Source organism: Pseudomonas sp. PS01303 (assembly GCF_029959385.1).
GTDB classification, from domain to species: Bacteria; Pseudomonadota; Gammaproteobacteria; order Pseudomonadales; family Pseudomonadaceae; genus Aquipseudomonas; species Aquipseudomonas rustica.
On sequence record NZ_JASCPK010000015.1, the window covers coordinates 1 to 24,886 of the forward strand.

General features: G+C 59.9%; 27 protein-coding genes. 19 read left to right on the forward strand and 8 right to left on the reverse strand.

Annotation, left to right across the window (positions count from 1 at the left end):
* The first annotated feature begins 105 nt into the window (after nucleotides 1-105).
* Together QMX93_RS07480 and QMX93_RS07485 are read left to right on the forward strand one after the other, a co-directional pair.
* Nucleotides 106-1,293, forward strand: a complete 1,188-nt coding sequence (locus QMX93_RS07480; RefSeq protein WP_282354174.1) for an acyl-CoA dehydrogenase family protein — start codon at nucleotides 106-108, stop codon at nucleotides 1,291-1,293.
* Between the two features lie 36 nt (nucleotides 1,294-1,329).
* Nucleotides 1,330-2,433 (forward strand): sigma-54 dependent transcriptional regulator, encoded by a 1,104-nt coding sequence (locus QMX93_RS07485; protein WP_159815682.1) that lies wholly within the window; start codon nucleotides 1,330-1,332, stop codon nucleotides 2,431-2,433.
* On the opposite strand, the gene QMX93_RS07490 is transcribed toward QMX93_RS07485, so the two are convergent.
* Nucleotides 2,430-2,795, reverse strand: a complete 366-nt coding sequence (locus QMX93_RS07490) for an antibiotic biosynthesis monooxygenase (RefSeq protein ID WP_212543664.1) — start codon at nucleotides 2,793-2,795, stop codon at nucleotides 2,430-2,432. The two genes, QMX93_RS07485 and QMX93_RS07490, sit on opposite strands and share 4 nt — an antisense overlap.
* Nucleotides 2,796-2,887: 92 nt before the next feature.
* On the opposite strand from QMX93_RS07490, the gene soxR reads away from it, so the two are divergent.
* From soxR to QMX93_RS07510, 4 genes are all read left to right on the forward strand, one after another.
* On the forward strand, nucleotides 2,888-3,340 hold the full coding sequence (gene soxR / locus QMX93_RS07495; RefSeq protein ID WP_282354182.1) for a redox-sensitive transcriptional activator SoxR: 453 nt from the start codon (nucleotides 2,888-2,890) through the stop codon (nucleotides 3,338-3,340).
* Nucleotides 3,341-3,597: 257 nt separating this feature from the next.
* Complete coding sequence (locus tag QMX93_RS07500; RefSeq protein WP_282354184.1) at nucleotides 3,598-4,056, forward strand: VOC family protein; 459 nt, start codon at nucleotides 3,598-3,600, stop codon at nucleotides 4,054-4,056.
* Nucleotides 4,057-4,270: 214 nt separating this feature from the next.
* Entirely contained in the window at nucleotides 4,271-5,146 is an 876-nt protein-coding gene (locus tag QMX93_RS07505; protein WP_282354186.1) for an alpha/beta hydrolase, read from the forward strand.
* 24 nt (nucleotides 5,147-5,170) lie between these two features.
* Nucleotides 5,171-6,121, forward strand: coding sequence for a LysR substrate-binding domain-containing protein (locus tag QMX93_RS07510; RefSeq protein ID WP_282354188.1), 951 nt, complete (start codon nucleotides 5,171-5,173; stop codon nucleotides 6,119-6,121).
* An 84-nt stretch (nucleotides 6,122-6,205) separates the two neighbouring features.
* Here QMX93_RS07510 and leuD read toward each other — a convergent pair whose 3' ends face one another.
* Complete coding sequence (gene leuD / locus QMX93_RS07515) at nucleotides 6,206-6,820, reverse strand: 3-isopropylmalate dehydratase small subunit (RefSeq protein WP_282354191.1); 615 nt, start codon at nucleotides 6,818-6,820, stop codon at nucleotides 6,206-6,208.
* Entirely contained in the window at nucleotides 6,817-8,235 is a 1,419-nt protein-coding gene (gene leuC, locus QMX93_RS07520) for a 3-isopropylmalate dehydratase large subunit (protein ID WP_282354194.1), read from the reverse strand. Before leuC ends, leuD begins: the two co-directional genes overlap by 4 nt.
* A 402-nt stretch (nucleotides 8,236-8,637) precedes the next feature.
* Between leuC and QMX93_RS07525 the strand changes: the two genes are divergently transcribed.
* The 8 genes from QMX93_RS07525 to QMX93_RS07560 are packed head-to-tail and all read left to right on the forward strand — an operon-like array spanning nucleotide 8,638 to nucleotide 14,898.
* On the forward strand, nucleotides 8,638-9,837 hold the full coding sequence (locus QMX93_RS07525) for a PepSY domain-containing protein (protein WP_282354195.1): 1,200 nt from the start codon (nucleotides 8,638-8,640) through the stop codon (nucleotides 9,835-9,837).
* Nucleotides 9,834-10,376 (forward strand): hypothetical protein, encoded by a 543-nt coding sequence (locus QMX93_RS07530; RefSeq protein ID WP_053122195.1) that lies wholly within the window; start codon nucleotides 9,834-9,836, stop codon nucleotides 10,374-10,376. Before QMX93_RS07525 ends, QMX93_RS07530 begins: the two co-directional genes overlap by 4 nt.
* Nucleotides 10,373-10,714, forward strand: coding sequence for a hypothetical protein (locus QMX93_RS07535; RefSeq protein ID WP_053122197.1), 342 nt, complete (start codon nucleotides 10,373-10,375; stop codon nucleotides 10,712-10,714). Before QMX93_RS07530 ends, QMX93_RS07535 begins: the two co-directional genes overlap by 4 nt.
* Nucleotides 10,711-11,286 carry a DUF6162 family protein gene (locus QMX93_RS07540; protein WP_282354202.1) on the forward strand — a complete coding sequence of 192 codons (576 nt, stop codon included), beginning with the start codon at nucleotides 10,711-10,713 and terminating at the stop codon, nucleotides 11,284-11,286. The genes QMX93_RS07535 and QMX93_RS07540 overlap by 4 nt, the downstream gene beginning before the upstream one ends.
* 35 nt (nucleotides 11,287-11,321) lie before the next feature.
* Nucleotides 11,322-12,251: a metal ABC transporter substrate-binding protein gene (locus QMX93_RS07545; RefSeq protein WP_159815145.1), complete on the forward strand. Its 930-nt coding sequence runs from the start codon at nucleotides 11,322-11,324 to the stop codon at nucleotides 12,249-12,251.
* Nucleotides 12,248-13,096, forward strand: a complete 849-nt coding sequence (locus tag QMX93_RS07550; RefSeq protein WP_282354209.1) for a metal ABC transporter ATP-binding protein — start codon at nucleotides 12,248-12,250, stop codon at nucleotides 13,094-13,096. Before QMX93_RS07545 ends, QMX93_RS07550 begins: the two co-directional genes overlap by 4 nt.
* Nucleotides 13,096-13,995 carry a metal ABC transporter permease gene (locus QMX93_RS07555; RefSeq protein WP_159815147.1) on the forward strand — a complete coding sequence of 300 codons (900 nt, stop codon included), beginning with the start codon at nucleotides 13,096-13,098 and terminating at the stop codon, nucleotides 13,993-13,995. Before QMX93_RS07550 ends, QMX93_RS07555 begins: the two co-directional genes overlap by 1 nt.
* Nucleotides 13,996-14,898 (forward strand): zinc ABC transporter substrate-binding protein, encoded by a 903-nt coding sequence (locus tag QMX93_RS07560; protein WP_282354210.1) that lies wholly within the window; start codon nucleotides 13,996-13,998, stop codon nucleotides 14,896-14,898.
* A gap of 143 nt (nucleotides 14,899-15,041) precedes the next feature.
* Here QMX93_RS07560 and QMX93_RS07565 read toward each other — a convergent pair whose 3' ends face one another.
* The 5 genes from QMX93_RS07565 to QMX93_RS07585 all read right to left on the reverse strand — a co-directional run bounded on the left by QMX93_RS07565 (nucleotide 15,042) and on the right by QMX93_RS07585 (nucleotide 19,586).
* Nucleotides 15,042-15,266, reverse strand: a complete 225-nt coding sequence (locus tag QMX93_RS07565) for an MbtH family protein (RefSeq protein ID WP_053122206.1) — start codon at nucleotides 15,264-15,266, stop codon at nucleotides 15,042-15,044.
* A gap of 83 nt (nucleotides 15,267-15,349) precedes the next feature.
* Nucleotides 15,350-16,762, reverse strand: coding sequence for an aspartate aminotransferase family protein (locus tag QMX93_RS07570; protein ID WP_282354212.1), 1,413 nt, complete (start codon nucleotides 16,760-16,762; stop codon nucleotides 15,350-15,352).
* Between the two features lie 142 nt (nucleotides 16,763-16,904).
* The gene (locus tag QMX93_RS07575; protein ID WP_282354214.1) at nucleotides 16,905-17,390 is read right to left on the reverse strand and encodes a GNAT family N-acetyltransferase; all 486 of its coding nucleotides are present in this window, start codon (nucleotides 17,388-17,390) and stop codon (nucleotides 16,905-16,907) included.
* Nucleotides 17,391-17,583: 193 nt separating this feature from the next.
* Entirely contained in the window at nucleotides 17,584-18,906 is a 1,323-nt protein-coding gene (locus QMX93_RS07580; RefSeq protein WP_282354216.1) for an ATP-binding protein, read from the reverse strand.
* Entirely contained in the window at nucleotides 18,906-19,586 is a 681-nt protein-coding gene (locus tag QMX93_RS07585) for a response regulator (RefSeq protein ID WP_053122214.1), read from the reverse strand. Before QMX93_RS07585 ends, QMX93_RS07580 begins: the two co-directional genes overlap by 1 nt.
* 273 nt (nucleotides 19,587-19,859) lie before the next feature.
* Between QMX93_RS07585 and QMX93_RS07590 the strand changes: the two genes are divergently transcribed.
* From QMX93_RS07590 to dsbG, 5 genes are all read left to right on the forward strand, one after another.
* Nucleotides 19,860-20,564 (forward strand): hypothetical protein, encoded by a 705-nt coding sequence (locus tag QMX93_RS07590; protein ID WP_282354218.1) that lies wholly within the window; start codon nucleotides 19,860-19,862, stop codon nucleotides 20,562-20,564.
* A gap of 134 nt (nucleotides 20,565-20,698) precedes the next feature.
* Nucleotides 20,699-21,376, forward strand: coding sequence for a hypothetical protein (locus QMX93_RS07595; protein ID WP_282354219.1), 678 nt, complete (start codon nucleotides 20,699-20,701; stop codon nucleotides 21,374-21,376).
* A 128-nt stretch (nucleotides 21,377-21,504) separates the two neighbouring features.
* On the forward strand, nucleotides 21,505-23,238 hold the full coding sequence (dsbD, locus tag QMX93_RS07600; protein ID WP_282354221.1) for a protein-disulfide reductase DsbD: 1,734 nt from the start codon (nucleotides 21,505-21,507) through the stop codon (nucleotides 23,236-23,238).
* Nucleotides 23,238-24,119: a TlpA disulfide reductase family protein gene (locus QMX93_RS07605; RefSeq protein WP_053122220.1), complete on the forward strand. Its 882-nt coding sequence runs from the start codon at nucleotides 23,238-23,240 to the stop codon at nucleotides 24,117-24,119. Before dsbD ends, QMX93_RS07605 begins: the two co-directional genes overlap by 1 nt.
* Nucleotides 24,095-24,865 carry a thiol:disulfide interchange protein DsbG gene (gene dsbG, locus QMX93_RS07610; protein WP_053122222.1) on the forward strand — a complete coding sequence of 257 codons (771 nt, stop codon included), beginning with the start codon at nucleotides 24,095-24,097 and terminating at the stop codon, nucleotides 24,863-24,865. Before QMX93_RS07605 ends, dsbG begins: the two co-directional genes overlap by 25 nt.
* Nucleotides 24,866-24,886: the final 21 nt, after the last annotated feature.

The following is a 24,886-nucleotide window of genomic DNA, read 5'->3' on the forward strand; positions in this document are numbered from 1 at the left end:
GCCGCAGGCTGCGATCTTTTGACTTTGATTTTCTAAAAAACCGGATCAAAAGATCGCAGCCTGCGGCAGCTCCTGCACAGGAAGATTAAATTCAGGAGTGTTGGTGTGACCGCCAAACCGCAAAGTACCCTGTTATCCCCGCTGCAAACCGCCCGCCAACTGGCCGCCGAGTTTGCCTTGACCGCCGTCGAACGCGACGAGCGCGGTGGCACGCCGAAAGCCGAGCGCGATGCTCTGCGTGACAGCGGCCTGCTGGCCCTGAGCATTCCCGCCCGCTACGGCGGCCTCGGCGCGACGTGGAGTGAAACCCTGCAGATCGTCCGCGAGTTCGCCAAGGTCGACAGCTCTATCGCTCACGTCTTCGGCTTTCATCATCTGATGCTCGCTACCGTGCGCCTGTTCTCGCGACCGGAACAATGGCAGCCGTGGTTCGAACAGACCGCGCGGCAGAACTGGTTCTGGGGCAACGCGCTGAACCCGCTCGACACCCGCACCGTGGTCAAAAACCTTGGTGGCTGGCGTGAGTTTTCCGGGAAGAAAAGCTTCTGCTCCGGCGCCAGCGATTCGCAGATGTTGATTGCTTCGGCAGTCGATGAAAGCGCGGGCGGCAAATTGCTGATCGCGGCGATTCCCAGCGGCCGCAGCGGCATCACTTTGCACAACGACTGGAACAATATCGGCCAGCGTCAGACCGACAGCGGCAGCGCCACATTCGAACGGGTGCGTGTCGAAGAGTCGGAGTTGCTGCTTGATCCGGGCCCGCTGAGCACGCCGTTCGCTTGCTTGCGACCACTGATCGCGCAGCTGACTTTCACGCATATGTTTCTCGGGATTGCCGAAGGTGCATTCGAAGAAGCGCGGCAGTACACCCTCAAGGAAACCCGGCTCTGGCACAAATCCTCGGCGCGCGAAGTCAGTGAAGACCCATATGTGCTCGCGCATTTCGGCGAGTTCTGGGTGGCCCTCGAAGGCATTCGTTTATTGGTCGAACGCGCGGCGGCGTTGCTGGATGAAGCGTGGGCGAAAGGCGCAAACCTCAGCGCCGAAGAACGCGGGCATGTCGCCACGGCGATTGCCACCGCCAAAGTCGCGGCCAGCCGTCAGGGTCTGGAGATTTGCAGCCGTCTGTTCGAAGTCACCGGCGCGCGCTCGACCCACGCCTCGCTGCGTCTCGACCGGCACTGGCGCAACTTGCGCACGCAAACCCTGCACGATCCGCTGGATTACAAACTCCATGAACTGGGCGACTGGGCGCTGAACCAGTCGCTGCCGGTGCCGACTTTCTATTCCTGACCTGTCTGCATTTGAACTAAAAAGAAGGACGAGCCCATGCAACTGCTGACCTTACCGCCCTCACCCGCGCTGGCCACGTCGATCCGTGCCACCGCGCAGGTGTTCGAAGATCCGAAGTCCCAAGCCCTGCTCGCGCATTTGCAACAGGTTGCACCGAGCGAGGCCAGCGTGCTGATCATCGGCGAGACCGGTACCGGCAAGGAGTTGGTGGCGCGGCATATTCATAACCTGAGCAACCGTCGCCATCGGCCGTTTATCGCGGTCAATTGTGGCGCGTTTTCCGAGTCGCTGGTCGAGGCCGAATTGTTTGGTCATGAAAAAGGCGCGTTCACCGGCGCCTTGAGCGCCAAGGCTGGCTGGTTCGAAGAGGCGGACGGCGGCACCTTGTTTCTCGATGAGATCGGCGATCTGCCGATGGCGATTCAGGTCAAGTTGTTGCGCGTGTTGCAGGAACGCGAAGTGGTGCGGCTCGGTTCGCGTAAAAGCATTCCGATCGATGTGCGGGTTTTGGCCGCGACCAACGTGCAACTGGAAAAAGCCATCAATGCCGGCAATTTCCGTGAGGATCTGTATTACCGCCTCAACGTGGTCAATCTGGAACTGAGTCCGTTGCGTGATCGCCCCGGCGACATCCTGCCGCTGACCCGGCATTTCATTGAGGCCTACAGTCAGCGTCTCGGTTACGGGCGAGTCAGCATCAGCCCCGGCGCCGAGCACAAACTGCGCGGCTACAGTTGGCCGGGCAACATCCGCGAACTGGAAAACGTCATCCATCACACCTTGTTGATCTGCCGTAACGGCGTAATTGAACGCGATGATTTGCGCCTGTCCAATCTGCGCATCGAACGCCCGGACGATCATCACAACAGCGCTGACGACTCACCGGAAGCGTTGCTGGAGCAGGCCTTCCAAAAACTCTTCGCGCAACAGGCCGGCGCCCTCCACGAAAAAGTCGAAGACGCGTTGCTGCGCGCGGCTTACCGCTTCTGCCACTACAACCAAGTGCACACCGCCGCCCTGCTCGGCCTGAGCCGCAACGTCACGCGCACACGGTTGATCAAGATCGGTGAGTTAGCAGTGAACAAGCGCCGTGCGCCGACCAATCTGCACGGCGAACGCCTGCTTCAACTGTCGATCTAGCCGACCAGATTGCAGTGCAGCGCATCGTCGTGACTGCGGGCGATGCTGCTTAGCACCTGAAAGGAATTGAAGGTGATGGTTTTCGCTTGATGCGTGTGGATCAACTGCCAGAAATCCTGCTCGCCGCTCTCGAAACTGCGTAACGCCGCCTCCCCCGCCTCGCGGGTCTGCCATTGCAGAAAACTCAATACGCGCCGGCCATCGTCGCTTGCCTGCACGCTGGCACTGACAAATCCCGCGTAGCGCTGGGCCAGACGTTCAGTCTGTACCGACAGCGCATTGACCAATGCCGGCTGCTGGCGTGGCTCGATCTCGAATTCGATCAACTGGGTGAAACTGCGATTTTTCGCTGTTGCTTGCATGAAAGTCCCCACTTGGCTGTAAGGCGAATCTTGCGACTCGAAGGCCTGCAGGGTAAAACCTCTAGTTAAGTCAAGGTCAAGAGCTGTTTTCAATGATCAGCAAAGAACAGGTGCACAAGCAGCTAACGGTTGGCGAAGTCGCGGCGCGCAGTGGCGTGGCGGTGACGGCGCTGCACTTCTATGAATCGAAGGGACTGATCAAGAGCCAGCGGAATGCCGGCAATCAGCGGCGCTATCCGCGTGGGGTGCTGCGGCGGGTGGCGTTGATCAAGGTTGCGCAACGGCTGGGGATTCCGTTGGCGGAAATTGGCGAAGCGCTGAAGATTTTGCCGGATGACCGCGCACCGACGGCGGCGGATTGGCGGGTGTTGTCCGAGCAGTGGCGGCGGGAACTGGATGAACGGATCGAGCAGTTGATGCTGCTGCGGGATCGGTTGAATGGCTGTATTGGTTGTGGTTGCCTTTCAATGGAGGCCTGCCCGCTGCGCAATCAGGGCGATGTGCTGGGTGAACAGGGCCCTGGCCCGCACTTCCCTAAAGACTGATGGAAAACCCTGTGGCGAGGGGATTTATCCCCGTTGGGCTGCGAAGCAGCCCCAAAACCTGCATCCCTATTCCCTCAGACATACCTCATTGACTGACTTAGGGTCTGCTTCGCAGCCCAACGGGGATAAATCCCCTCGCCACAAAGGCTGGTTTCCATCGCTCAATTTTGGTGCTGCTCGTCGGGCAAAAGTCTGGTGTGCGCGGACAGTTCTATAGTGATTCTTCACCTCGCAAAACAACAATCAGGGAGAAGGTCATGAGCGTCAAACCCATTCCCGAGGGGTATCACAGCATCACCCCCTACCTCGGCATTCACAAAGCCGCCGAGGCCATCGAGTTCTACAAAAAAGCGTTTGGTGCCACCGAAGTCATGCGCCTGTCCATGCCCGACGGCGGCATCGGCCACGCCGAACTGCGCATTGGTGACAGCGCGATCATGCTCGGTTCGCCGTGTGATCAAGGGCCGTTGAGCAGTCCGGATAACGCGGTGTCAGTCGGTTTGCATCTTTATGTGACGGATGTCGACAAGTCATTTCAGCGAGCGCTGGATGCCGGGGCGACATCGGTGTCGGAGGTCAAGGATCAGTTTTACGGCGATCGCAGCGGGACGTTGAAGGATCCGTATGGGCATCTGTGGTTTCTGGCCTCGCGCAAGGAGGATTTAACTGAGGAGCAGATCAGGCAAAGAGCGATGGAGATGTTTAGCCAGGGTTAGGTTTTGCAGTGTTTGCATAGGCGCTATCGCGAGCAGGCTCACTCCTACAGGGGGACTGCATTCCAATTGTAGGAGTGAGCCTGCTCGCGATGGGGCCGGTACTGACAAACAAATCACACTTCATGAACCCGCCCATCACGCTTTGCGCCTTGCCCCAAACCCCGGACGCTTTCAGGATGCAGGCCACAAGAACCCTGAAACAAGGATCAGCCCGATGTTTGCCGGATTCCTCAAAGACCAGCGCCACGTCAATGGCGTCGACATTGCCTACCGCGTCGGCGGCAGCGGGCCGGGCCTGTTGCTGTTGCACGGCCATCCGCAGACCCATGTGATCTGGCACAAGATTGCCGAACAACTCGCCGAACATTTCACCGTGGTCGCCGCCGACCTGCGCGGTTACGGCGACAGCAGTCGCCCCGACGCTGACGAGTTGCACCTCAGCTACTCGAAACGCGAAATGGCCCGCGACAACGTCGACTTAATGAAAGCGCTGGGCTTCGAGCAATTCTCGATCCTCGCCCACGACCGTGGCGCGCGCGTCGCTCATCGCCTCGCCCTCGACCACCCCGCCGCCGTGCAACGCATGATGCTGCTGGACATCGCCCCGACCCTGTCGATGTACACCCAAACCAACGAAGCCTTCGCCCGCGCCTACTGGCACTGGTTCTTCCTGATTCGCCCGGCGCCACTGCCGGAAACGCTGATCGAAGCCAACCCGGAAGGTTATCTGCGCAGCGTGATGGGCAGTCGCAGCGCCGGCCTCAAACCGTTCACCGACGAAGCCTTCAGCGAATACCGCCGCTGCCTGCAACAACCCGGCAGCGCACGCGGCATCTGCGAAGATTACCGCGCCAGCGCCGGCATCGATCTGGAACACGACCGCGCCGACATCGCCGCCCATCATCATTTGGGTTTGCCGCTGCGGGTGCTGTGGGGCGCCGAAGGCACCGTCGGCCGCTGTTTCGATCCGCTCAAGGAATGGCAGCAAGTGGCGACGAACGTCACCGGCCAGGCCCTGCCCGCCGGCCATTACATCGCCGAAGAAGTCCCCGGACTGTTGCTTGCAGAAGCGCTGGCCTTCCTGCGCTGAACAGAGCCTGTAAATCGCGGTGCTATGCTGGCGGCTTCTGCCGCCAGCGTGCGTTTTGACATGTCCCAGAAGAAAGACTCCGTGCCCCTGCCCGAAGACCTGCGTGTGCTGCTCACCGTGATCCGCAAAAACGGCTTTGCCGCCGCGGCCGATGAGTTGGGCCTGTCGCCCGCCTACGTCAGCAAACGCATCCAGATTCTCGAAACCACCCTTGGCACGCGCCTGCTGCATCGCACCAGTCGGCGCGTCTCGCTGACCGAGGATGGCGAGCGTGTGCAGCGCTGGGCGTTGCGCATTCTTGATGACTTCCAGCAACTGCACGACGAACTTTCCGACGCCCACGACAGCCCGCGTGGGCGTTTGCACATCTGCAGCAGTTTCGGTTTCGGTCGCAATCACGTGGCGCCAGCGGTGTCGTTGCTGGCCGAGCGCTACCCGGAACTGCAGATTCGTCTCGACCTGTTTGATCGGGTGGTGGACATCATCAACGAAGGTTTCGACCTGGAGATCCGCGTCGGCGACGACATTCCCGGGCAGCACATCGGTCGACGTCTGGTGAGCAATCGGCGCGTGCTGTGTGCAGCGCCGAATTATCTGCAACGACGTGGCACGCCGCTGACGCTGGAGGACTTGCAGCAATACGACTGTCTGGTGATCAAGGAACGCGACAACGCCTTCGGCATCTGGAATCTGGATCGCGAGGGCGGGCAGGAAAGTGTGCGGGTCAGCGGGCCGTTGTCGTCGAACAATGGCGAGATCGTTCTGCAATGGGCGCTGGATGGGCGTGGGGTGTTGCTGCGTTCACTGTGGGATGTGAAACCGTTGCTGGAGCAAGGGTTGCTGGTGCAGGTGCTGGAGGATTACGGGCAGAGCGCGAATGTCTGGGCGGTGTACCCGACGCGGTTGGCGAATTCTGGGAAGTTGAGGGCGTGTGTGGAATTCTTGCAAGAACACTTCAAAGAGTTGTCTGTTTAGAAGATCAAAAGATCGCAGCCTGCGGCAGCTCCTACAGGGCAATGTGTTCCATGTAGGAGCTGCCGCAGGCTGCGATCTTTTTGGTCAGGACAACCATGGATTACTGGCCAGGTGCTGGCGTTCGAACTCGTGGATCTGTTCGCGGCGTTGCAAGGTGCTGCCGATCGCATCCAGCCCCAGCAACAGCGAGGTTTTGCGCAGGGTATCGATCTGGAAATCGATCACACTGCCATCCGCCAAACCAATCTGCTGCGCTTGCAGATCAATGCTGATCCGCGCCGTTTCAGGCTGACCGACAAGCGCTCCGATCCGCTGCACCTGCGCCTCTTCCAGGGTGATCAACAACACCCCGTTACGCTGGCAGTTGTCATAAAAGATCCCGGCAAAACTGCTGCCGATCAACGCGCGAACGCCCAACTGCTGTAACCCCCACACCGCATGCTCACGGCTGGAACCGCAGCCAAAATTCGGCCCGACCACCAGAAAATTCGCGCCCTGCCACGCCGTTTGGTTGAGCACAAAATCAGGATTGGGCCTGCCATCGGCCAAAAACCGCAGATCGAAAAACACCCCGCGATCCAGCCCTTGGCGATCGATGCCCTTGAGAAACTGTTTCGGCATGATTACGTCGGTGTCGACGTTGGCCGCCAGAAACGGCGCGGCCTGACCGCTGACTTGAGTGAAGGGTTGCAGGCTCATGGGCGTTCTCCAAAGTGGCGGATGTCGGTGAGTCGACCGCTGATCGCAGCAGCGGCGACCATTGCCGGACTCATCAAATGCGTGCGTGCGCCGGCGCCCTGGCGGCCTTCGAAATTGCGGTTGGTGCTGGAGGCGCAGCGGTCGCCGGGGGCGAGCACGTCGTCGTTCATCGCCAGGCACATCGAGCAGCCGGACTGACGCCATTCAAAACCGGCGTCGAGAAAAATCTGCGCCAGCCCTTCCGCTTCGGCTTGCGCACGCACTTCGCTGGAGCCGGGCACGATCATCGCGCGTACGTGCTCGGAGACGCGTTGCCCGCGCACGACGCTGGCGGCATCCCGCAAATCTTCGATCCGCGCGTTGGTGCATGAACCGATGAAAGCGTGGCTGATGACGATGTCGCTGAGCGCCATGCCCGCTTCGAGGCCCATATAGTTGAGGGCGCGGCGCATGTCCTGACGCAGGATCGGATCGCTGATCGTTTGCGGATCCGGCACCCGCGCGCCGATGACTGCGGCCTGGTCCGGGCTGGTGCCCCAAGTGACCATCGGCTCCAGCCCACTGGCGTCGAGGTGTATTTCGCGATCGAACACCGCGTCGGGATCGCTGCGCAATTCGCGCCATTTTTCCACGCCGCGATCCCACAGCTCACCTTGGGGCGCGCGCGGTTTGCCTTTCAAGTAGCTGAAGACTTTCTCGTCCGGCGCCATAAAGGCCCCGCGCGCACCGGCCTCGACGGCCATGTTGCAAATGGTCATGCGCGCTTCGACGCTCAAGGCATCGATGGTCGAACCGCAGAATTCGATGGCGTAACCGGTGGCCCCGGACGCGCCGATCTGGCCAATCAGCGCCATGATCACATCCTTCGAGGTCAGGCCCGGCGCCAACTCGCCATCCACCGTCACGCGCAGGCTTTTCAGGCGTTTGTAGACCAGTGTCTGCGAGGCCAGCAGGTGCTCGATCTCGGAGGTGCCGATGCCGAATCCGAACGCGCCAAGTGCGCCATAAGTCGTGGTGTGGCTGTCGCCGGCTGCGATGACCATGCCCGGCAGGATGAAGCCTTGCTCGGGGGCGATTACGTGTTCGATGCCTTGGCGCTTGTCGAGGATATCCAGCAGTTCGATGCCGAAGTCCCGGCAGTTCTCCGCCAGATACGACACTTGCCGCGCACCGCCGGCATCGGGCATCGCGGCGATGCGCACCGGCGTGGTCGGGTTGACGTGATCGACCACCGCCAGCGCCGTGCCCGGCCGCCACACTTCGCGCCCAGCCGCGCGCAAGCCACTGAACGCTTGCGGGCTGGTGTATTCGTTGATCACCTGACGGTCGATATACAGCAGCACATGCCCCTGATCGTCGAGACGGCAGACCGTGTGGGAATCGATGTGTTTGTCGTAAAGGGCTCTGGGGCTCATCAGGGCATTCACTCAAGCAATCCAAGTGATTGCCATCATAGGCAGGCGCTGCCGCCCATCAATTGCCAGACAGTGATGGCGCAGATCATGAAACGTGTTCAATCCCCCCGCCCTACGCTTTTGTAGGAGTGAGCCTGCTCGCGATAGCGATATAACAGCCAATAAATTAATCGACTGACGCGACGCCATCGCGAGCAGGCTCACTCCTACAAGGGGCCGTGATAATTCGGCGGATTGCGAAACATTTGCTTTCATATCGCCTTTCGGGATTTGCGTCGCTCATTCGTCTTATAGAGATGCAGGCCGTTCGCGTAGGCAAAAGCCACGACCGGTCGTTCGGGGACTGCTGTGCTGCGAAGCCCGTGGTACCGCGCCCTTCCATCGAAATCAAGACGCGCAATCATGTCGAAGAAATCCCGCTCCAAACTGTGGTTCCTCGTTCATAGCTGGCTGGCGTTGCCGATCTGGTTCTTTGTGCTGATCGTCTGTGTCACCGGCACGCTGGCGGTGGTCAGCCAGGAAATCGTCTGGCTGGCCAACCCGCAAATGCGCGCCAGCCAACCGACCGACGACGCGCCGCTGCTCAGCTACGACCAGGTACTCGCGGCGATCAAAAAAGCCGAACCACGCACCGTGGTCGAGAGCATCAGCCGCCCGGATGAGTCGCATTTTGCCCTGGACGTGCAGGTCAGCTACCCGGACGGCCGCGAGCAGACCGTTTACGTCAACCCGTATACCGGGGTGATTCAGGGAGTCGCGCCCGACTTCAACTTCCAGGCCTTTACCCGCGCGCTGCATGGCTGGTGGCTGGTGCCGTTCACCAACGGTTTCAGTTGGGGCTGGTACCTGGTGTCGTTCCTCGGTCTGCCGTTGCTGGCTTCGCTGGTCACCGGGCTGGTGGTTTATAAACGCTTCTGGAAAGGATTCTTTAGTCCGACCCTGCGCTTTCGCCACGGCGCGCGAATCTTCTGGGGCGATTTCCACCGCCTTAGTGGCATCTGGTCGATCTGGTTTATCGCCGTGATCTCGATCACCGGCACCTGGTTCCTGATTCAGGCACTGCTGTTCGACAACCACATTTCCATCTCCAGCGAACCGATCATTCCGGCGATGTCCCGTGAAGGGGTGCCGATCTCGGCCGACGGCAGCCCGCCGCCGCGCATCAGTCTGGATCGCGCCATTGAAATCGCCCAAGAGAAAATCCCCGGCCTCGAAGTCAGCTTCGTCAGCCTGCCGGCCAACGCCTATACCCACCTCAACGTCGGCGGTCGCGGCTGGTATCCGTTGATGTTCCAGACCGCGACGCTCGATCCTTACAGCGGTGAGTTGGCCACTTCACGTTTGTTGAGCGACCGCACGTCGCTGGAATTCGTTACCGAATCCATGCGCCCGCTGCACACCGGCGACTTTGGCGGGCTGTGGATCAAGTTGATCTGGTTCTTCTTCGGCCTGCTGCTGAGCATGATGGTGCTCAGCGGTTTGTTGATCTGGACCAAACGCACGGCGCTGGCCACGGCCAATGCACTCAAGCGTGAATCGAAGAAAAACCGCGTGCAGGCGCAACCGGCGATGCGCCGGGAAACGTCGGAGGTCAACCCATGAGCAAGTCCGCAGCTTTGCCGCAACCGTCGCGCTTGAGCGTGTTCTGGCACAAATGGCGTTTCCACATCAACGTGCTGTTGCTGCTGATCCCGCTGGGTTTCATGCCGAAATACTTCGCCGATGTCGCGCTGTTTCGCGGCGATGCCGGCCTCGGTGAACGCGAAGTCGGCGAAATCGCAGTCGGCCCGTGGAGCCTGCGTCTCGCCGAATTGCGCAACGAGGCGCCACGTCTGGAGGGCCCGGCCGGCTACATGAAAGGCTTCAACGCCGCGCTTTGTGATGCTTGCATCGACAAGGTCAAAGCCACTTATCTGCGCATCGGCAAACCGCGCAGCCTGCGCGCCGCCGGGGTGATTTTCTTCGGCGCGCCGTATCGCATGGGCGCGCAGTTGCCGGTGCCGGAGAAAACCAAAGCCGACGCCGAACTGTGGATCACCATGGAAGGCTGGGACGGCAGCATGCATCAGGCCTCGATTCCCCTGAGCCAGGCCTCCCCCGCCACCATCGCCTGGCTGACTCAACAAGGAGCCAAACCATGACCCGCTCGCAACGCCCTTCCCGCCTGCGGCTGAGCGCCGCGTTGCTGGTGCTTTGCGCCGGTTTCACTGGCAGCGCTCTGGCGCATAACCCGATGTGCGAATGCAAAGCCATCGACGCCGACCAGATCAAATGCACCGGTGGTTTTTCCGACGGCAGCGGCGCCCCCGGCGTGACCCTCGACGTGATCGGTTACGACGAAACGATTCTTGTGCCGGGCAAGCTTGGCAGCGATTCGACGCTGACCTTCAAAAAGCCCGGCGCCGAATTCTACGTGCTGTTCGACGCGGGCCCCGGCCACGTCGTCGAAATCGACCAAGCGGATATTGAGGCCCCATGAGTACGCCCACCACGCAAGTCGTCCGCCCGGCCGGTGCCGGCCATGAAACCCTCAATGTGTTGCTGTTGTGCCTGCTGATTCTGGCGGTCGCCGGTTCGGTGGTGGCGTGGCGCGGGGTGTCGCATGAGCCAGAACCGGTCGCCAGCCATCAGTTCGATGCGCGCCGCGATCTCAGTGCTTCCGAGCAGGGCATCTACGCCGATCTGCGAGTGACCCTCGACGAAATCCGTCTGCTGCGCGAAGAACAGCAAACCTTGCCGACCCCAAAAAATCTGGCTGACGAAGGTTTCGCGCCGTTTGCTCAGGATGCGAGTTCGGTCAGTCGCGGCGGTCATGCCTGGCAATTGCTGGCCGACACTGCCTATTTCGGCCACAGCCAGGCACCCGCCGTCGCCGGTTCGTTCGTGATGCTGTTGAGCACCGATAACAGCGCTGCACCGGACATCTGGCTCAACCGCGATGCCGATCTCAAAGTGCCGACCGAACTGACCGACGCCGCCCTGTCCGCGTCGGGCTGGAAACAGATCGTCGCGCAATACGATGCCGGGGTTACCCGCGAACATCGCCATTGATTCCTCGCCCTCACCCGAGAGAAGACCGTTTGCCCATGTCTATTTCATCGTCCCGCCGTCCGTTGTTGCGTCTGTTTTTAGCCGGTCTCTGTGCCTGCCTGCTGAGCCCGTTGGCCAGCGCCGATCCCGCCAAACGCCTGCGCATCGGCATCACCCTGCACCCGTATTACAGCTATGTGGCGAACATCGTCGGCGACAAAGCCGAAGTGGTGCCGTTGATTCCGGCCGGTTTCAACCCGCACGCCTACGAGCCGCGCGCCGAGGACATCAAGCGCATCAGCGGACTGGACGTGATCGTGCTCAACGGTGTCGGCCATGATGATTTTGCCGACCGGATGATCGCCGCCAGCGAAACGCCGAACGTCAAAACCATCGAAGCCAACGAAAACGTGCCGCTCTTGGCCGCCACCGGGGTCGCCGCGCGCGGGGCCGGCAAAGTGGTCAACCCGCACACGTTCTTGTCGATCAGCGCCTCGATCGCCCAGGTCAACAACATCGCCCGCGAACTGGGCAAACTCGACCCGGACAACGCCAAAACCTACACGCAGAACGCCCGCGCCTACGGCAAACGCCTGCGGCAGATGCGCGCCGATGCGTTGGCCAAGCTGACCGAGGCGCCGAACGCCGAGTTGCGCGTGGCTACGGTGCACGCGGCTTACGACTACCTGCTGCGTGAATTCGGTCTGGAAGTGACAGCAGTGGTTGAGCCGGCGCACGGCATCGAGCCGAGCCCGAGCCAGTTGAAGAAGACCATCGATCAACTGCGCGAACTGGACGTGAAAGTGATCTTCTCGGAGATGGATTTCCCGTCGAGTTACGTCGATACCATTCAGCGTGAATCCGGGGTGAAGCTGTACCCGCTGTCGCATATTTCCTACGGCGAATACACCGCCGACAAGTACGAAAAGGAAATGACCGGCAACCTCAACACCGTGGTGCGGGCGATTCAGGAGTCGGGGGCATGACTTCAAAAGAAACCCTCTCTCCCGAAAACACCGAATCCCCTGTAGGAGTGAGCCTGCTCGCGATGGGGCCAGATCAGCCAGCATCATTGTTGGATGACACTCCGCTATCGCGAGCAGGCTCACTCCTACAGGTTTCGGGGCCGACGCTGGATTTTGCGGAGGTTTGTCTGACGCTGGGGCGGACGACGATCCTCGACAAGGTCACTTTTCAGGTGCAGCCCGGCAACGTACACGCATTGGTCGGCCCGAACGGTGGCGGCAAGAGTTCGTTGATCAAAACCCTGCTCGGGCAGATGCCGCATCAAGGCCAGCTCAGCCTGCAATGGCCCGGCGAGCCCGGCACCGTCGGTTATGTGCCGCAGGCGCTGGAATTCGATCGCGGCCTGCCGATGACTGTCGACGATTTCATGGCCGCGATGTGCCAGCGTCGTCCGGCGTTCCTCGGTTTGAGCAAACACTACGCCGGCGCCATCGGCGATGCGCTGGAACGCGTCGGCATGCAGGACAAGCGCAAGCGGCGCATGGGCGCGCTGTCCGGCGGTGAGCGGCAGCGGGTTTTGCTCGCACAGGGTTTGATTCCGGCGCCGCAATTGCTGGTGCTTGATGAGCCGATGTCGGCCCTCGACGAAGCCGGGATTCAGGTGTTCGAACGCCTGCTCGGCGATTGGCGCGCGGCCGGCATCACCGTGTTGTGGATCGAACATGATCTGGAAGCCGTCGGCCGTCTGGCCGATCGCGTCACCGGCCTCAATCGTCGCGTGCTGTTCGACGCCACACCTCGCGAGGCGTTGACCCCGGAGCGTCTGCTGACACTGTTTTCGACCCATCCACGGAGCGCGAGCTGATGAGTTACGAAGCCTTTCGTTTGATGGTTCAAGGCTGGGCCTCGTCCGGTTATCTGCCGGAAGCGCTGGCCTACGGTTTTGTCGTCAATGCGCTGCTCGCCGGCCTGTTGATCGGCCCGGTGCTCGGCGGCCTCGGCACGCTGGTGGTGGTCAAGCGCTTCGCGTTTTTCTCCGAAGCAGTCGGTCACGCCGCGCTGACCGGCGTGGCCATTGGCATTCTGCTTGGCGAACCCTACACCGGGCCGTACGGCAGTCTGTTCGGTTACTGCCTGTTGTTCGGCATCCTGCTCAATTACCTGCGCAACCGCACCGGTCTGGCGCCGGATACCTTGATCGGCGTATTCCTCTCGGTGTCGCTGGCCTTGGGTGCGAGCCTGCTGCTGATTCTCGCCGGCAAGATCAACGTGCACATTCTGGAGAACGTGCTGTTCGGTTCGGTGTTGACCGTCAACGGCAATGACCTGGCGGTGCTGGCCATCGTCGGCTCGCTGGTCATGGCGTTGGCACTGCCGCTGTACAACCGCATCATGCTCGCCAGTTTCAACCCGCAACTGGCGGCGGTGCGCGGCGTCGCGGTGAAGACCCTGGATTATCTGTTCGTGATTCTGGTGACCTTGATCACTGTAGCGGCGGTAAAAGTCATCGGTGCGATTCTGGTCGGTGCGCTGTTGGTGATTCCGGCCGCTGCGGCACGCTTGCTCAGCCAGTCGCTCAAGGGCTTTTTCTGGTGTTCAGTGTCGATCGCTACTGTGAGCACCTTGTGCGGGATTCTCGCGCCAATCGTTTTCGATCTGCCGATTCCGTCCGGCGCCGCGATCATTCTGGTTGCCGGCATCGCCTTCGCCCTCGCCGCCATCGCGCGCGGCGTCGTCCCGAGTCTGAAAGGGAATCTTGGATAAATGACTTTTTCAATGCGCAAACTGACCTTGGCCATGGCCCTGTGTGGCGCGGTCAGCACTCCGTTGTTCGCCGCCGAAAGCACCAAGCCGCTGCACGTGCTGGCCTCGTTGCCGATCACTTACGGCTTGGGCGAAGTGTTGCTCAAAGGCACTGATGTCAAGCTCGAACGCGCGGCGCCGGCGAATCTGCCGGGCAGTCGCCAGACCGCTTATTTCACCGGACGCGGCGCGCCGGCGCTGAGCAAACAGGCGACCGACGCCGACGCGGTGATCGGCGTGCGCTCGCTGTGGGCCGATGATCCGCTGTACCCGATTTCTCGGCGCAGCAATATCCGTATCATTGAAGTCGACGCCGCGCGCCCGGTGGACGGCGCCCTGCCCGGCATCGCTGTGCAGCCGGATCTGAAGGTGGACGGTTTGAACAGTCAGCCGTGGCTGGCGAGCAACAACATGGGGCGCATGGCCGACGTGATGGCGGCGGATCTGGTGCGTCTGGCACCGAGCGCCAAGCCGAAAATAGAGGCGAATCTGGCGGCGTTGAAACAGCGTTTGCTCAAACTCAGTGCCGACAGCGAGGCGAAGTTGGCCAGCGCGGATAATCTGAGTGTGATGAGTTTGAGTGATCACTTTGGCTATTTGATTGGCAGCCTCAATCTGGAGTTGGTCAGCCAGGATCCACGGCCGGATGCGGAATGGACGGCTGAGGATCTGCAGAAACTGACGGCGACACTCAGGGACAATGACGTCGCGGTGGTGCTGCATCATCGTCAGCCTTCCGATGCGGTGAAAGCGGCGGTGGCGGCCTCGGGAAGTCGGTTGGTGGTGTTGAGTACCGATGCGGCGGATCCGGTGGCGGAGCTGGAGGGGAATGTTGATTTGGTGCTTAAAGGATTGAAGGGCTGAAGATCAAAAGATCGCAGCCTTCGGCAGTTCCTACAGGATTTACGCTTACCAATGTAGGAGCTGCCGAAGGCTGCGATCTTTTAAGGACATAAAAAAACCCGCTAACCGTCACCGGTTCAGCGGGTTTGTTTTTGCCTGATGACTTACTGCGCCGCGACCTGCGCTTCCATCTTCTGACGCAAGCTCAGCGGACGCATGTCGGTCCAGACTTCTTCGATGTAGGCCAGGCATTCCTTTTTCAGGCCGCTCTTGCCCACGGTGCGCCAGCCTTCCGGCACGGCCTTGTAGTCCGGCCAGATCGAGTACTGCTCTTCGTGGTTGACCACGACCTGAAAGAGGATGTCCTCGCGGTCGAATACTGACGTCATGCTGGTTCTCCATCGTTGTAAGGGTGGGCTGCACAACGGGTGCAGCCGGGTATAAAGAAAGAACGTTCGGCGCGGCGAAAAATTTACACAGCGGTGGTGGCAGCGGCCAACGCGCGGCCGAAGATCTCGGCGACACGGTCGATCTCCGCCGCAGTAATCACCAGCGGCGGCAGAAAACGCACCACGGCGCCATGCCGACCACCGAGCTCCAGAATCAGCCCGCGCTTGAGGCATTCACGCTGTACCAGCGGCGCCAGACGGGCGAAGGCCGGCGGATGGCCGAGCGCATCCGCCGCACCGTTCGGGTCGACCAGTTCAACCCCGAGCATCAGACCGCGACCGCGAATATCGCCGAGTTGCGGGAAGTCGCGCTGCAGAATCCGCAAGTGCTCGCTCAAGCGTTCGCCCATGGCGGCGGCATGTTCGCAAACCTTGTGTTCGACCAGATAACGCATCACCGCCGACCCGGCAGCCATCGCCATCTGGTTGCCACGGAAGGTGCCGGCGTGCGCGCCCGGCTGCCAGGTGTCGAGCCAGTCGCGATAGACCACCACCGCCAGCGGCAGGCTGCCGCCGATGGCTTTGGACAGCACCACCACGTCTGGCACGATGCCAGCGTGTTCGAAGGCAAACATCTTGCCGGTGCGGGCGAATCCGCTTTGAATCTCGTCGACGATCAATGCGACGCCGGCCTTCTCGGTGATCCGGCGTAAACCGCGCAACCACTCGATATCGGCCGGAATCACACCGCCCTCGCCCTGCACTGCTTCGACGATCACCGCTGCGGGCAGTTGCACGCCGGCTTCGGGGTCGTTGAGCAGGTTGTCCAGATAGCTCAGGTTGGCCTTCACACCCGCCGCGCCACCGAGACCGAACGGGCAACGGTAGTCGTACGGGAACGGCATGAACTGCACGCCGTTGCTGAGTAACGCGCTCAACGGTTTCTTTGGCCCCAGACTGCCCATCAGGCTCAACGCGCCCTGGCTCATGCCGTGATAACCGCCGGAGAACGACAGCACGGTGCTGCGTCCGGTGGCCGTGCGCACCAGTTTCAAAGCCGCTTCCACGGCATCAGTACCGGTTGGGCCGCAGAACTGGATTTTCGCTTCTGCTGCCAAAGCCGCTGGCAGCAAAGCAAACAGATCCTGAACAAATTGATCCTTGACCGGCGTGGTCAGATCCAGCGTGTGCAGCGGCAATTCATCGGCCAGCACTTGCTGGATCGCTTCGATCACCACCGGGTGGTTATGCCCCAACGCCAGCGTGCCGGCACCGGCCAGGCAATCGATGAACGTGCGCCCTTCAACGTCTTCAACGTACAGACCTTTGGCGCGCTTGAGCGCCAGCGGAATGCGCCGCGGATAGCTGCGGGCATTGGATTCCTGTTGCGCCTGACGCGCGAGCAGCGGCGACTCGTTGAACTGGTACAGCGTTTCCGCCGGCACCGAGGTGACCCGGGCCGACGACTCTTCAATAAGGCTGGTGGCGACTGACATCTCTCGACCCTCAATACGCTATGGATAGTGACCAAAACAGCACACCGGGCAGGTGCGCGTTCCGGTCGCGGGGCGCACTTGCAGGTTTTCCTGTTCTGGAAACGCTTCAGCGTGTCGAGGATTTAGACCCTTGATCGAGTTGTCAGCTGGAGTCTGCCAACGGCTTGCTCATGGGCTGTGTCTGCAGGCCTTTGTCGTTAAGGGCTGGCGCGGATTCGCGGTAGCCCAGATGGTGATAAAACGGCTCACCGGTGCGGGTGCTGTTGAGTTGAAAATGGATCGCCCCGCGAATGCGCAGCCAGCCTTCAAGATCTGCCATCAGCGCTCTGCCTGCACCGCGTCGAAAACACTCCGGCTGTACGTAACAGAACGTGATATCGCCATTCGCTGTGGCCATGCCGACGCCGACCGGTTTGTCGTCGAGCAGGGCGATGTTGAGGTAGAGCTGCGGGTTGGCGAACCAGGCGCTGATGTCTTCAGCTGACTGTCGGGAAATCCATTCGCTGACCCGTCGGGGGTCGTTGCGATGATCAAGTGCGCAGCCGATGCGGATAGAACGTTCGATGATGCGGCTGATGATGCCGGCGTCAGCCAGAGTGGCGGGACGAATGCAGATGGGGGCTTCCATGGCGCAGTTTCCTCAATCCATTGAGATAAAGCTGGGGCTGACCTTAACCCTCACACCAACGGATAGCGACCGCCAAGAAGTTACATTTAATGAGTAACCCCTGTAGGAGCTGCCGAAGGCTGCGATCTTTTGATCTTGAAGAGCAAAATCAACAGATCGCAGCCTTCGGCAGCTCCTACAGTAGGGAGTGGTATCAGAGGGGTTGCAGCGGCATGCTCAGTTCGACGCGCAACCCATCCGCGCGGCTGTCGAAATGCAGGGCGCAATCACAACGCTGAACGATCGCCTGAACAATCGCCAGACCGAGGCCGCAACCAGTGCTCTGACCATTGCGCCAGAAACGCTGGGTCAGGTGCTGCAAATCGTCCGGCGCAATGCCCGGGCCATGGTCGCGCACGACAAAACGCACGCGGTTGCCGGTAGTCTCCATGCTCACTTCCACCGCGCAATCTTCCGGTGTATGGCGCAGCGCGTTGTCGAGCAGATTGCGCAACGCGGCAATCGCTAACACCGCCGGCATTTGCAACGGCGCCTCCGACAGTTGGGCAGGCAGTTGCAGTTTGATCCGCAGCCGCTCGCCGCCGGTGGCATCCTGAATCGCCAAACGCGCGACTTGCTCGGCACTGCATTGCGAGCCGTCGTCGAACGACAAACTGCCCTCAACCCGCGCCAGCAACAGCAATTGCTCTAGGGTTCGATGCAAGCGGTCAGCACCCTCCTCGGCCCGCGCCAGCGACTGATCGCGGGCGCTGCCTTCGGTCATGCGCGCGACCTGCAGGTGAGTCTTGATTGCCGTCAGCGGACTGCGCAGTTCATGGGCGGCGTCACCGGTCAGACGGCGTTCGCGCTCGATGGTTTTACCAATGCGCTGGAACAACTGATTCTGCGTATCCAGCAGAGGTTTCAATTCGCTGGGAAATGACTGCAACTGCAACGGTTCCAGCGAGTCGGCATTACGCCGCATCAACGCTTCGCGCAGTCGATTGAGCGGTGCCAATCCTTGACCGATGCCCAGCCACAGCAGACACAAGCAGCCAAGCAACGCCACGCCCACCGGTACCGAAGCGGCGAGCAGAATCGACATGTTCAGCGCCTCACGCTCGATCTGCCGATCCGCCGTGGTGATGCGCACGTCGCCGCGCGCGAGGGTGAAACTGCGCCACGGCGCGCCGTCGATCATCTGATCGTGGAAACCCATTTTCTCGGCTTCCAGCGCTTGTTCAGGATTGTTGTGACTGCGGGCGAGAATTTCCCCGCGTAACGAACTGACCTGACACGCCATGCCGCCGGGAATGTTCAGTTGCTCCGCGCTGAAGTGAGTGCCCTCGCCTTTGCTCGGCAGAGCCGGCAACTGCTCCAACAAACCGGCGACCATGCGCGCCGACGCCACCAGGCGCTGGTCGAGGGAAAACATCATCTGGTTACGCAGGTCGCTGAGCATCCAGGCCGCGGCCAGCGCCCAGATCAGCGCGAACGCGGCGCCGAGGGTCAGGCTTAGGCGCAGTCGCAGACTCATCACTTGCCTTGATCTCCGCCATCCGCCGGGCCCAGGCGATAGCCCAGACCGCGCACGGTTTCGACGATGCCTTTGCCGAGTTTGCTGCGCAGGTGGTGGATGTGCACGTTGAGTGCGTTGCTTTCCAGCTCATCGTTGAAGCCGTAGACGCTGTCTTTCAACTGCTCGGTGGAAAGCACCCGGCCGCGATTGTGCAGCAGGGCTTGCAGGAGCGATTGCTCGCGTCGCGACAGGTCGACCGGTTGCCCGGCGAGCATGGTTTCGCGGCTGCTCGGGTCGTAGGTCAATGCGCCGTGCTCGATCAGATTGACGCTGCGACCGGCGACGCGGCGCAACAGGGTTTGCAGACGCGCGAACAGTTCGCGCAGATCGAAGGGCTTTAGCAGGTAATCGTCGGCGCCGGCCTGCAAGCCGTCGACGCGGTCTGTGACCGAATCGCGCGCGGTCAGAATCAGCACCGGAATCTCCAGGCCGCTTTGCCGCAATTGTTGCAGCAACTTGAGACCGTCTTCGTCGGGCAGGCCGAGATCGAGCACCATCACGTCAAATTCCGCGACCTTGAGCATCGCCCGCGCTTTCGACGCGGTGTTGACGTGCTCCACGGTCAGCCCTTGAGCCGTGAGACCGGCAACGATCCCGCTGGCGATCAGCTCATCGTCTTCGCAAACCAGTACGTGCATGGGAGCTCCGTGAGCAAAAAAGGCGATTCGAACAGACAAAGATTAAGTGGCAATTATGGCAAGTGATTTCGCTGACGAGAAGAGCAGAAGCAACGGTGGCTCGGCGAGCCCTGTTAAACAGCCTCTGTTAAATATCCAACTTATCGAGGCCACATTTTAATATTAAAGTATAGAAATAAACAGAACAACATGCCCACCTCACTTTTAACCGTTATTAGATTACTGTCTACACCACAGGATCAATCCTGCTAATAACTTAAATACGGAACAATTATGCCTAAACTAAAGAACTTCGTTGCCGTCGACTGGCGCGCAGGAAAAGACAAAATCTACTTCTTCTTTAAAGACCCCGAGACCTACTCTCGATTCGATATTGAGGATAACCGCGTCATTGACGGCCACCCCACTACCGTCGGATACCAAAACTGGCATGACTTCCATATCCACGTTGAAAATTTGCGTTTCGGTTTCACCACCACAGGTTTCAAAAACGCAGAATATCTGGCGTTTGACTCCGATATCTTGTGGTTATTCTACTATGACCGCGAGCAACCCATGGTCTGCAAATACGATCAGGATCTCGACAAAGTTAATAGCTTCATGCCCCTCTCCAAATCTCCCTGGTCTAAATTGGAACCCTTCTTCGATCGAATTGTTGCTGGTACTTGGCGAGAACGAGCACAGCAGCCTCGGGAGTTTGAGTTCTTGCTCAATGATGGTACCTGCCTGCTTCTGAATCTCACGAATGACGTAAACACACTACGCCTCTTCCCTATCGACGCTCTCTACCCCGCGCTGACCCACTTTAAAGACAGGATCGTAACCGCCGTGCAAAACGACCGGTCACTGGCAGAGAGTCATTACTATGTTTTTCTGACGGGAAACCAGTACCTCAGGTTCAACCTTTGGACGCGTGAATTGCTCGCAGGACCGACTGACGTCAATGATGGAAACTGGCCAGGACTATTACGCGATTGAACCGATTCATCGAGGCGCCTGTCGGGCAGGCGAGTTTCCGGTGAGGTTAATCATCCGCCACGCTGTGCCCAAACAAGTTAAACCCGCAACACACCCCCATTACTTTTAATAACATCTTCAATGTGAGTTTTAACATGAGCAAAAACTTTGTAGCGGTTGATTGGCGCTCCGGCCCCGACCGTATTTACTTCTTTTTCAAAGACTATAACTGCTATAAGCGCTTCAACCTTGGAGACAATAAAGTTCCCCCCGGCTATCCCGCCATTGTTACCGATCATTGGCATGGTTTCGACAAGGCTGCCGAATATTTGTACTTTGGCTTCACCACCACTGCCCCCAGCTGGGACGGGGGTAACGATACCCTCTGGCTATTCTATGAGGAAGACGATGCACCTTACGTCTGCGAGTTCAACCAGAAAACCGACAAAGCCCGCTCAAAAAAACCTATCGAACAGTCCATATGGGCAGTGTTACAACCTTACTTCTACAACATAGTGGGCGTCATGTGGGCCGAAAGTTCGGCCGACAAGGAAGTTTATTGGTTTTTAATGAATGACGGCAACTATTTAGTCTATGACCTTTATTCTAAAGCATTCGAAATACGCCCCCTGAAAAACTCTCCTTGGGCAGAATTGGAACAATACAAATACCGTATGATGACTGCAGTAACAAACGACTACCCGACCTTCGATAGATATTTTTACGTCTTCCTGGACGACAATCAGTATCTGAAATATGAACAAAGCTCGAAAAAAATAACCGGGCCCCATGCTGTTTCCGACGTCTCTTGGCCCGGGCTGATAAAGGACTGAACTCTCCTGTAAGCTTCTGTGCGCTGGCGTCGGACTCCCCATCCGTAATCAATGGGGATGGCGGTTAATCATCGGTTAATCGCCACCGCCCATTGTTCACCCCACTTGCACAGGGACAAGGCTCCTCCATGCGTCATTTTTTTCTTTTTTTTGCACTGCTGATTTCGAGTCTGGCCCAGGCCGGGAATAATCCTTTCGAATCAAAACCGGAATTTTTGCCGGTCGACAAGGCGTTCGTGCTCACCTCCGAACGCCTGGAATCCGGTGAAACCCAGCTGTTCTGGCAAATCACCGACGGCTACTACCTGTATCAGAAACGCCTGAAATTCGATGGTCTGACCGCTGAACAACAGCCAGCGCTGCCGACAGGTGAATCCCACAGCGATGAGTTTTTCGGTGAGCAACCGGTTTACCGCCAAGGCTTGGAAGTGAAAATCCCGGCCTCGGCCAGCGGCCAGATCAAAGTCAGCTATCAGGGCTGTGCCGATGCTGGCCTGTGCTACCCGCCGCAAACCCGCGTGATTGATCTGGGGGGCAAAGCCGCCGTCGCCGCCAGTACCGAAGCACCGGATCAAGCGTTGGCCAGCAGCCTGCAACAGCGCGCGCTGGGCTGGAGCTTGCTGGTGTTCTTCGGCCTTGGTCTGTTGCTGGCCTTCACCCCTTGCACGTTGCCGATGCTGCCGATTCTGGCGGGCATGGTCGTCGGCAGCGGCGCCACTCCGCGTCGAGGTTTTGCGCTGGCCGGCAGTTATGTGATTTGCATGGCGCTGGTGTATGCCGCGATGGGCGTGATTGCCGCGCTGCTCGGTGCCAACCTGCAAGCGTGGCTGCAAAACCCTTGGCTGCTCGGCACCTTTGCCGCGATCTTCGTGGTGCTGGCGTTGCCGATGTTCGGCTTCTTTGAACTGCAACTGCCGGTGGCGCTGCGTGATCGTCTTGAACACGCCTCACGCAGTCGCAGTGGTGGCAGCCTGATTGGCGCCGGTGTTTTGGGCGCGTTGTCCGGTCTGCTGGTCGGCCCGTGCATGACCGCGCCGCTGGCCGGAGCATTGCTGTATATCGCGCAGAGTGGCAATGCGCTGCACGGCGGTTTGATTCTGTTCTCGCTGGGTATTGGTATTGGCGTACCGCTGTTGCTGCTGGTGACTGTCGGCAATCGCTTCCTGCCAAAACCGGGCGCGTGGATGAACCTGCTTAAAGGCGTGTTCGGTTTCCTCTTTCTTGCTACCGCGTTGCTGATGCTGCGTCCGGTGCTGGATCCGTCGTTGTGGCTGGGCCTGTGCGGTGCGCTGCTGTTGATCGCTGCTTACAGCGCCTGGAAACAATCCGAAGGCTTTGGCCGGGTTGCGCAGATGTTCGGCGCCACTGCACTGCTGCTGGGTTTGTGGGGCAGTTTGCTGGTGATCGGCGCGGCGGGCGGCAGTGATGATCCGTACCAACCACTGCAGGTTTACAGTGCCGGTCGCACCGCAAGCGCCGCACCGAATGGCCACGAAGCGTTCACCACCATCAAGGATCCTGCCGCTTTGCAAAGCGAACTGGATGCTGCGAAAGCCAAGGGCCAGTGGGTGCTGCTCGATTACTACGCCGACTGGTGCGTGTCGTGCAAAGTCATGGAGAAACAGGTGTTCGGCAAGGATAAGGTCATGCAGGCGCTGAGCGATGTGCGTCTGCTCAGGCTCGATGTCACCGCCGACAACGCTGCCAGCCGCGAACTGCTCAGCCGTTACAAAGTGCCGGGGCCACCGAGTTTCGTCTGGATCGGCACTGACGGCGAAGAACGCCGCAGCCAGCGCATCACCGGCGAAGTCGATGCCGACGCCTTCCTGCAACGCTGGGCCACCACCCGGGACGCCAATTAATGCTGACTTTCACCCTCGGCACTTTTGCCATCGCGCTTAACCACCTGCTGCTGATCAGTGCTTTGGCGCTGGCGACGTTTGTCGGCTGGCGGGTGGCCAAGCGCGGCGGTGATAACCCCGAGTCGGCGCTGTTCAGTCTGTTTCTGCTGGGCATGTTGGCCGCGCGCATCGCGTTTGTGCTGATGTACTGGTCGCACTACCGCAATGACCCGTGGCAAATCATCGACCTGCGCGATGGTGGTTTTCTGGCCTGGCCGGGGGTGATCGTTTTGCTGTTGGCAGCGCTGTATCGCGGCTGGCGTCGTCCGGGCTTGCGTCGACCGTTGGGTTTTGGCGTAGCCAGTGGCGTGGTGTTCTGGCTGCTGGCGACGCTGTCACTGAACATTTACGAACAGGGCACGCGCCTGCCGGACATTGCCCTGCGCAATGCCGCCGGGGAGACGGTCAAACTCAGCGATTATCAGGGTGGCCCGCTGGTGATCAACCTCTGGGCGACCTGGTGCCCGCCGTGCCGACGGGAAATGCCGGTGCTGGAAAACGCTCAGCAACAACGTCCCGACCTGACCTTCCTGTTCGTCAATCAGGCCGAAAGCATGCAAAGTGTCGCGACGTTTCTCGAAACCCAAGGCCTGAGTTTGAACAACGTGTTGTTCGATCGCGGCGGCCGACTCGGTCAAGCCGTGGGTTCCATGGCTTTGCCGACTACGCTGTTCTATAGCCCTGATGGCCGCCTGCTGGGCAGCCACTTGGGCGAGTTGTCCAATGCCAGCCTGGCGCGCGCGCTGGAAAACTTCGACACCGCGCCTTCAAGTCCCAATCCGGCCGCAGCGACGGTCAACTCTGCAAGGAAACTGCCATGCCCCGCCTCCGCCACCTGCTGACGCTGACTCTGGGCACTGCCCTGTTGCACCTGCCGTCCGTGCAGGCCGCTGAAGAACTGCCGGCCGCGATCAAACAGATCGAAGCCAAAGGCGCGAAAATCGTCGGCCAGTTCGATGCTCCCGACGGTTTGCGCGGCTATGCGGCGCAATACCAGAATCGCGGCATGGCGCTGTACCTGACCGCGGATGGCAAACACGTGATTCTCGGCAATATGTACGATGCCGACGGCAAGGACTTGAGCAGCGAACCGTTGCAGAAACTGGTCTACGCGCCAATGGCCAAGGAAGTCTGGGCCAAGTTCGAGGCGAGCAACTGGATTCAGGACGGCAACAAAGATGCACCGCGTACCGTGTATCTGTTCAGCGACCCGAACTGCCCGTACTGCAACATGTTCTGGGAACAGGCGCGGCCCTGGGTGAAATCCGGCAAGGTGCAATTGCGCCACATCATGGTCGGCATCATCCGCGAAGACAGCCCGGGCAAATCCGCTGCACTGCTGGCCGCAAAAGACCCGGCCAAAGCTCTGGAAGATCACGAGAAGGCTGGCAAGGGCAGCTCGCTCAAGGCCTTGAAAGATATTCCCGCAGCCGTGCAAACCAAACTGGCGGCGAACATGCAGTTGATGGAAGACCTGGATTTGCAGGCCACCCCGGCGATTTTCTACATGGATGCCAAGGGCGAACTGCAACAGCAGCAAGGCGCGCCTTCACCGGACAAATTGGCGCAGATTCTTGGGCCTAAGTAATGAGAAAAGCCCGCTCTAAGT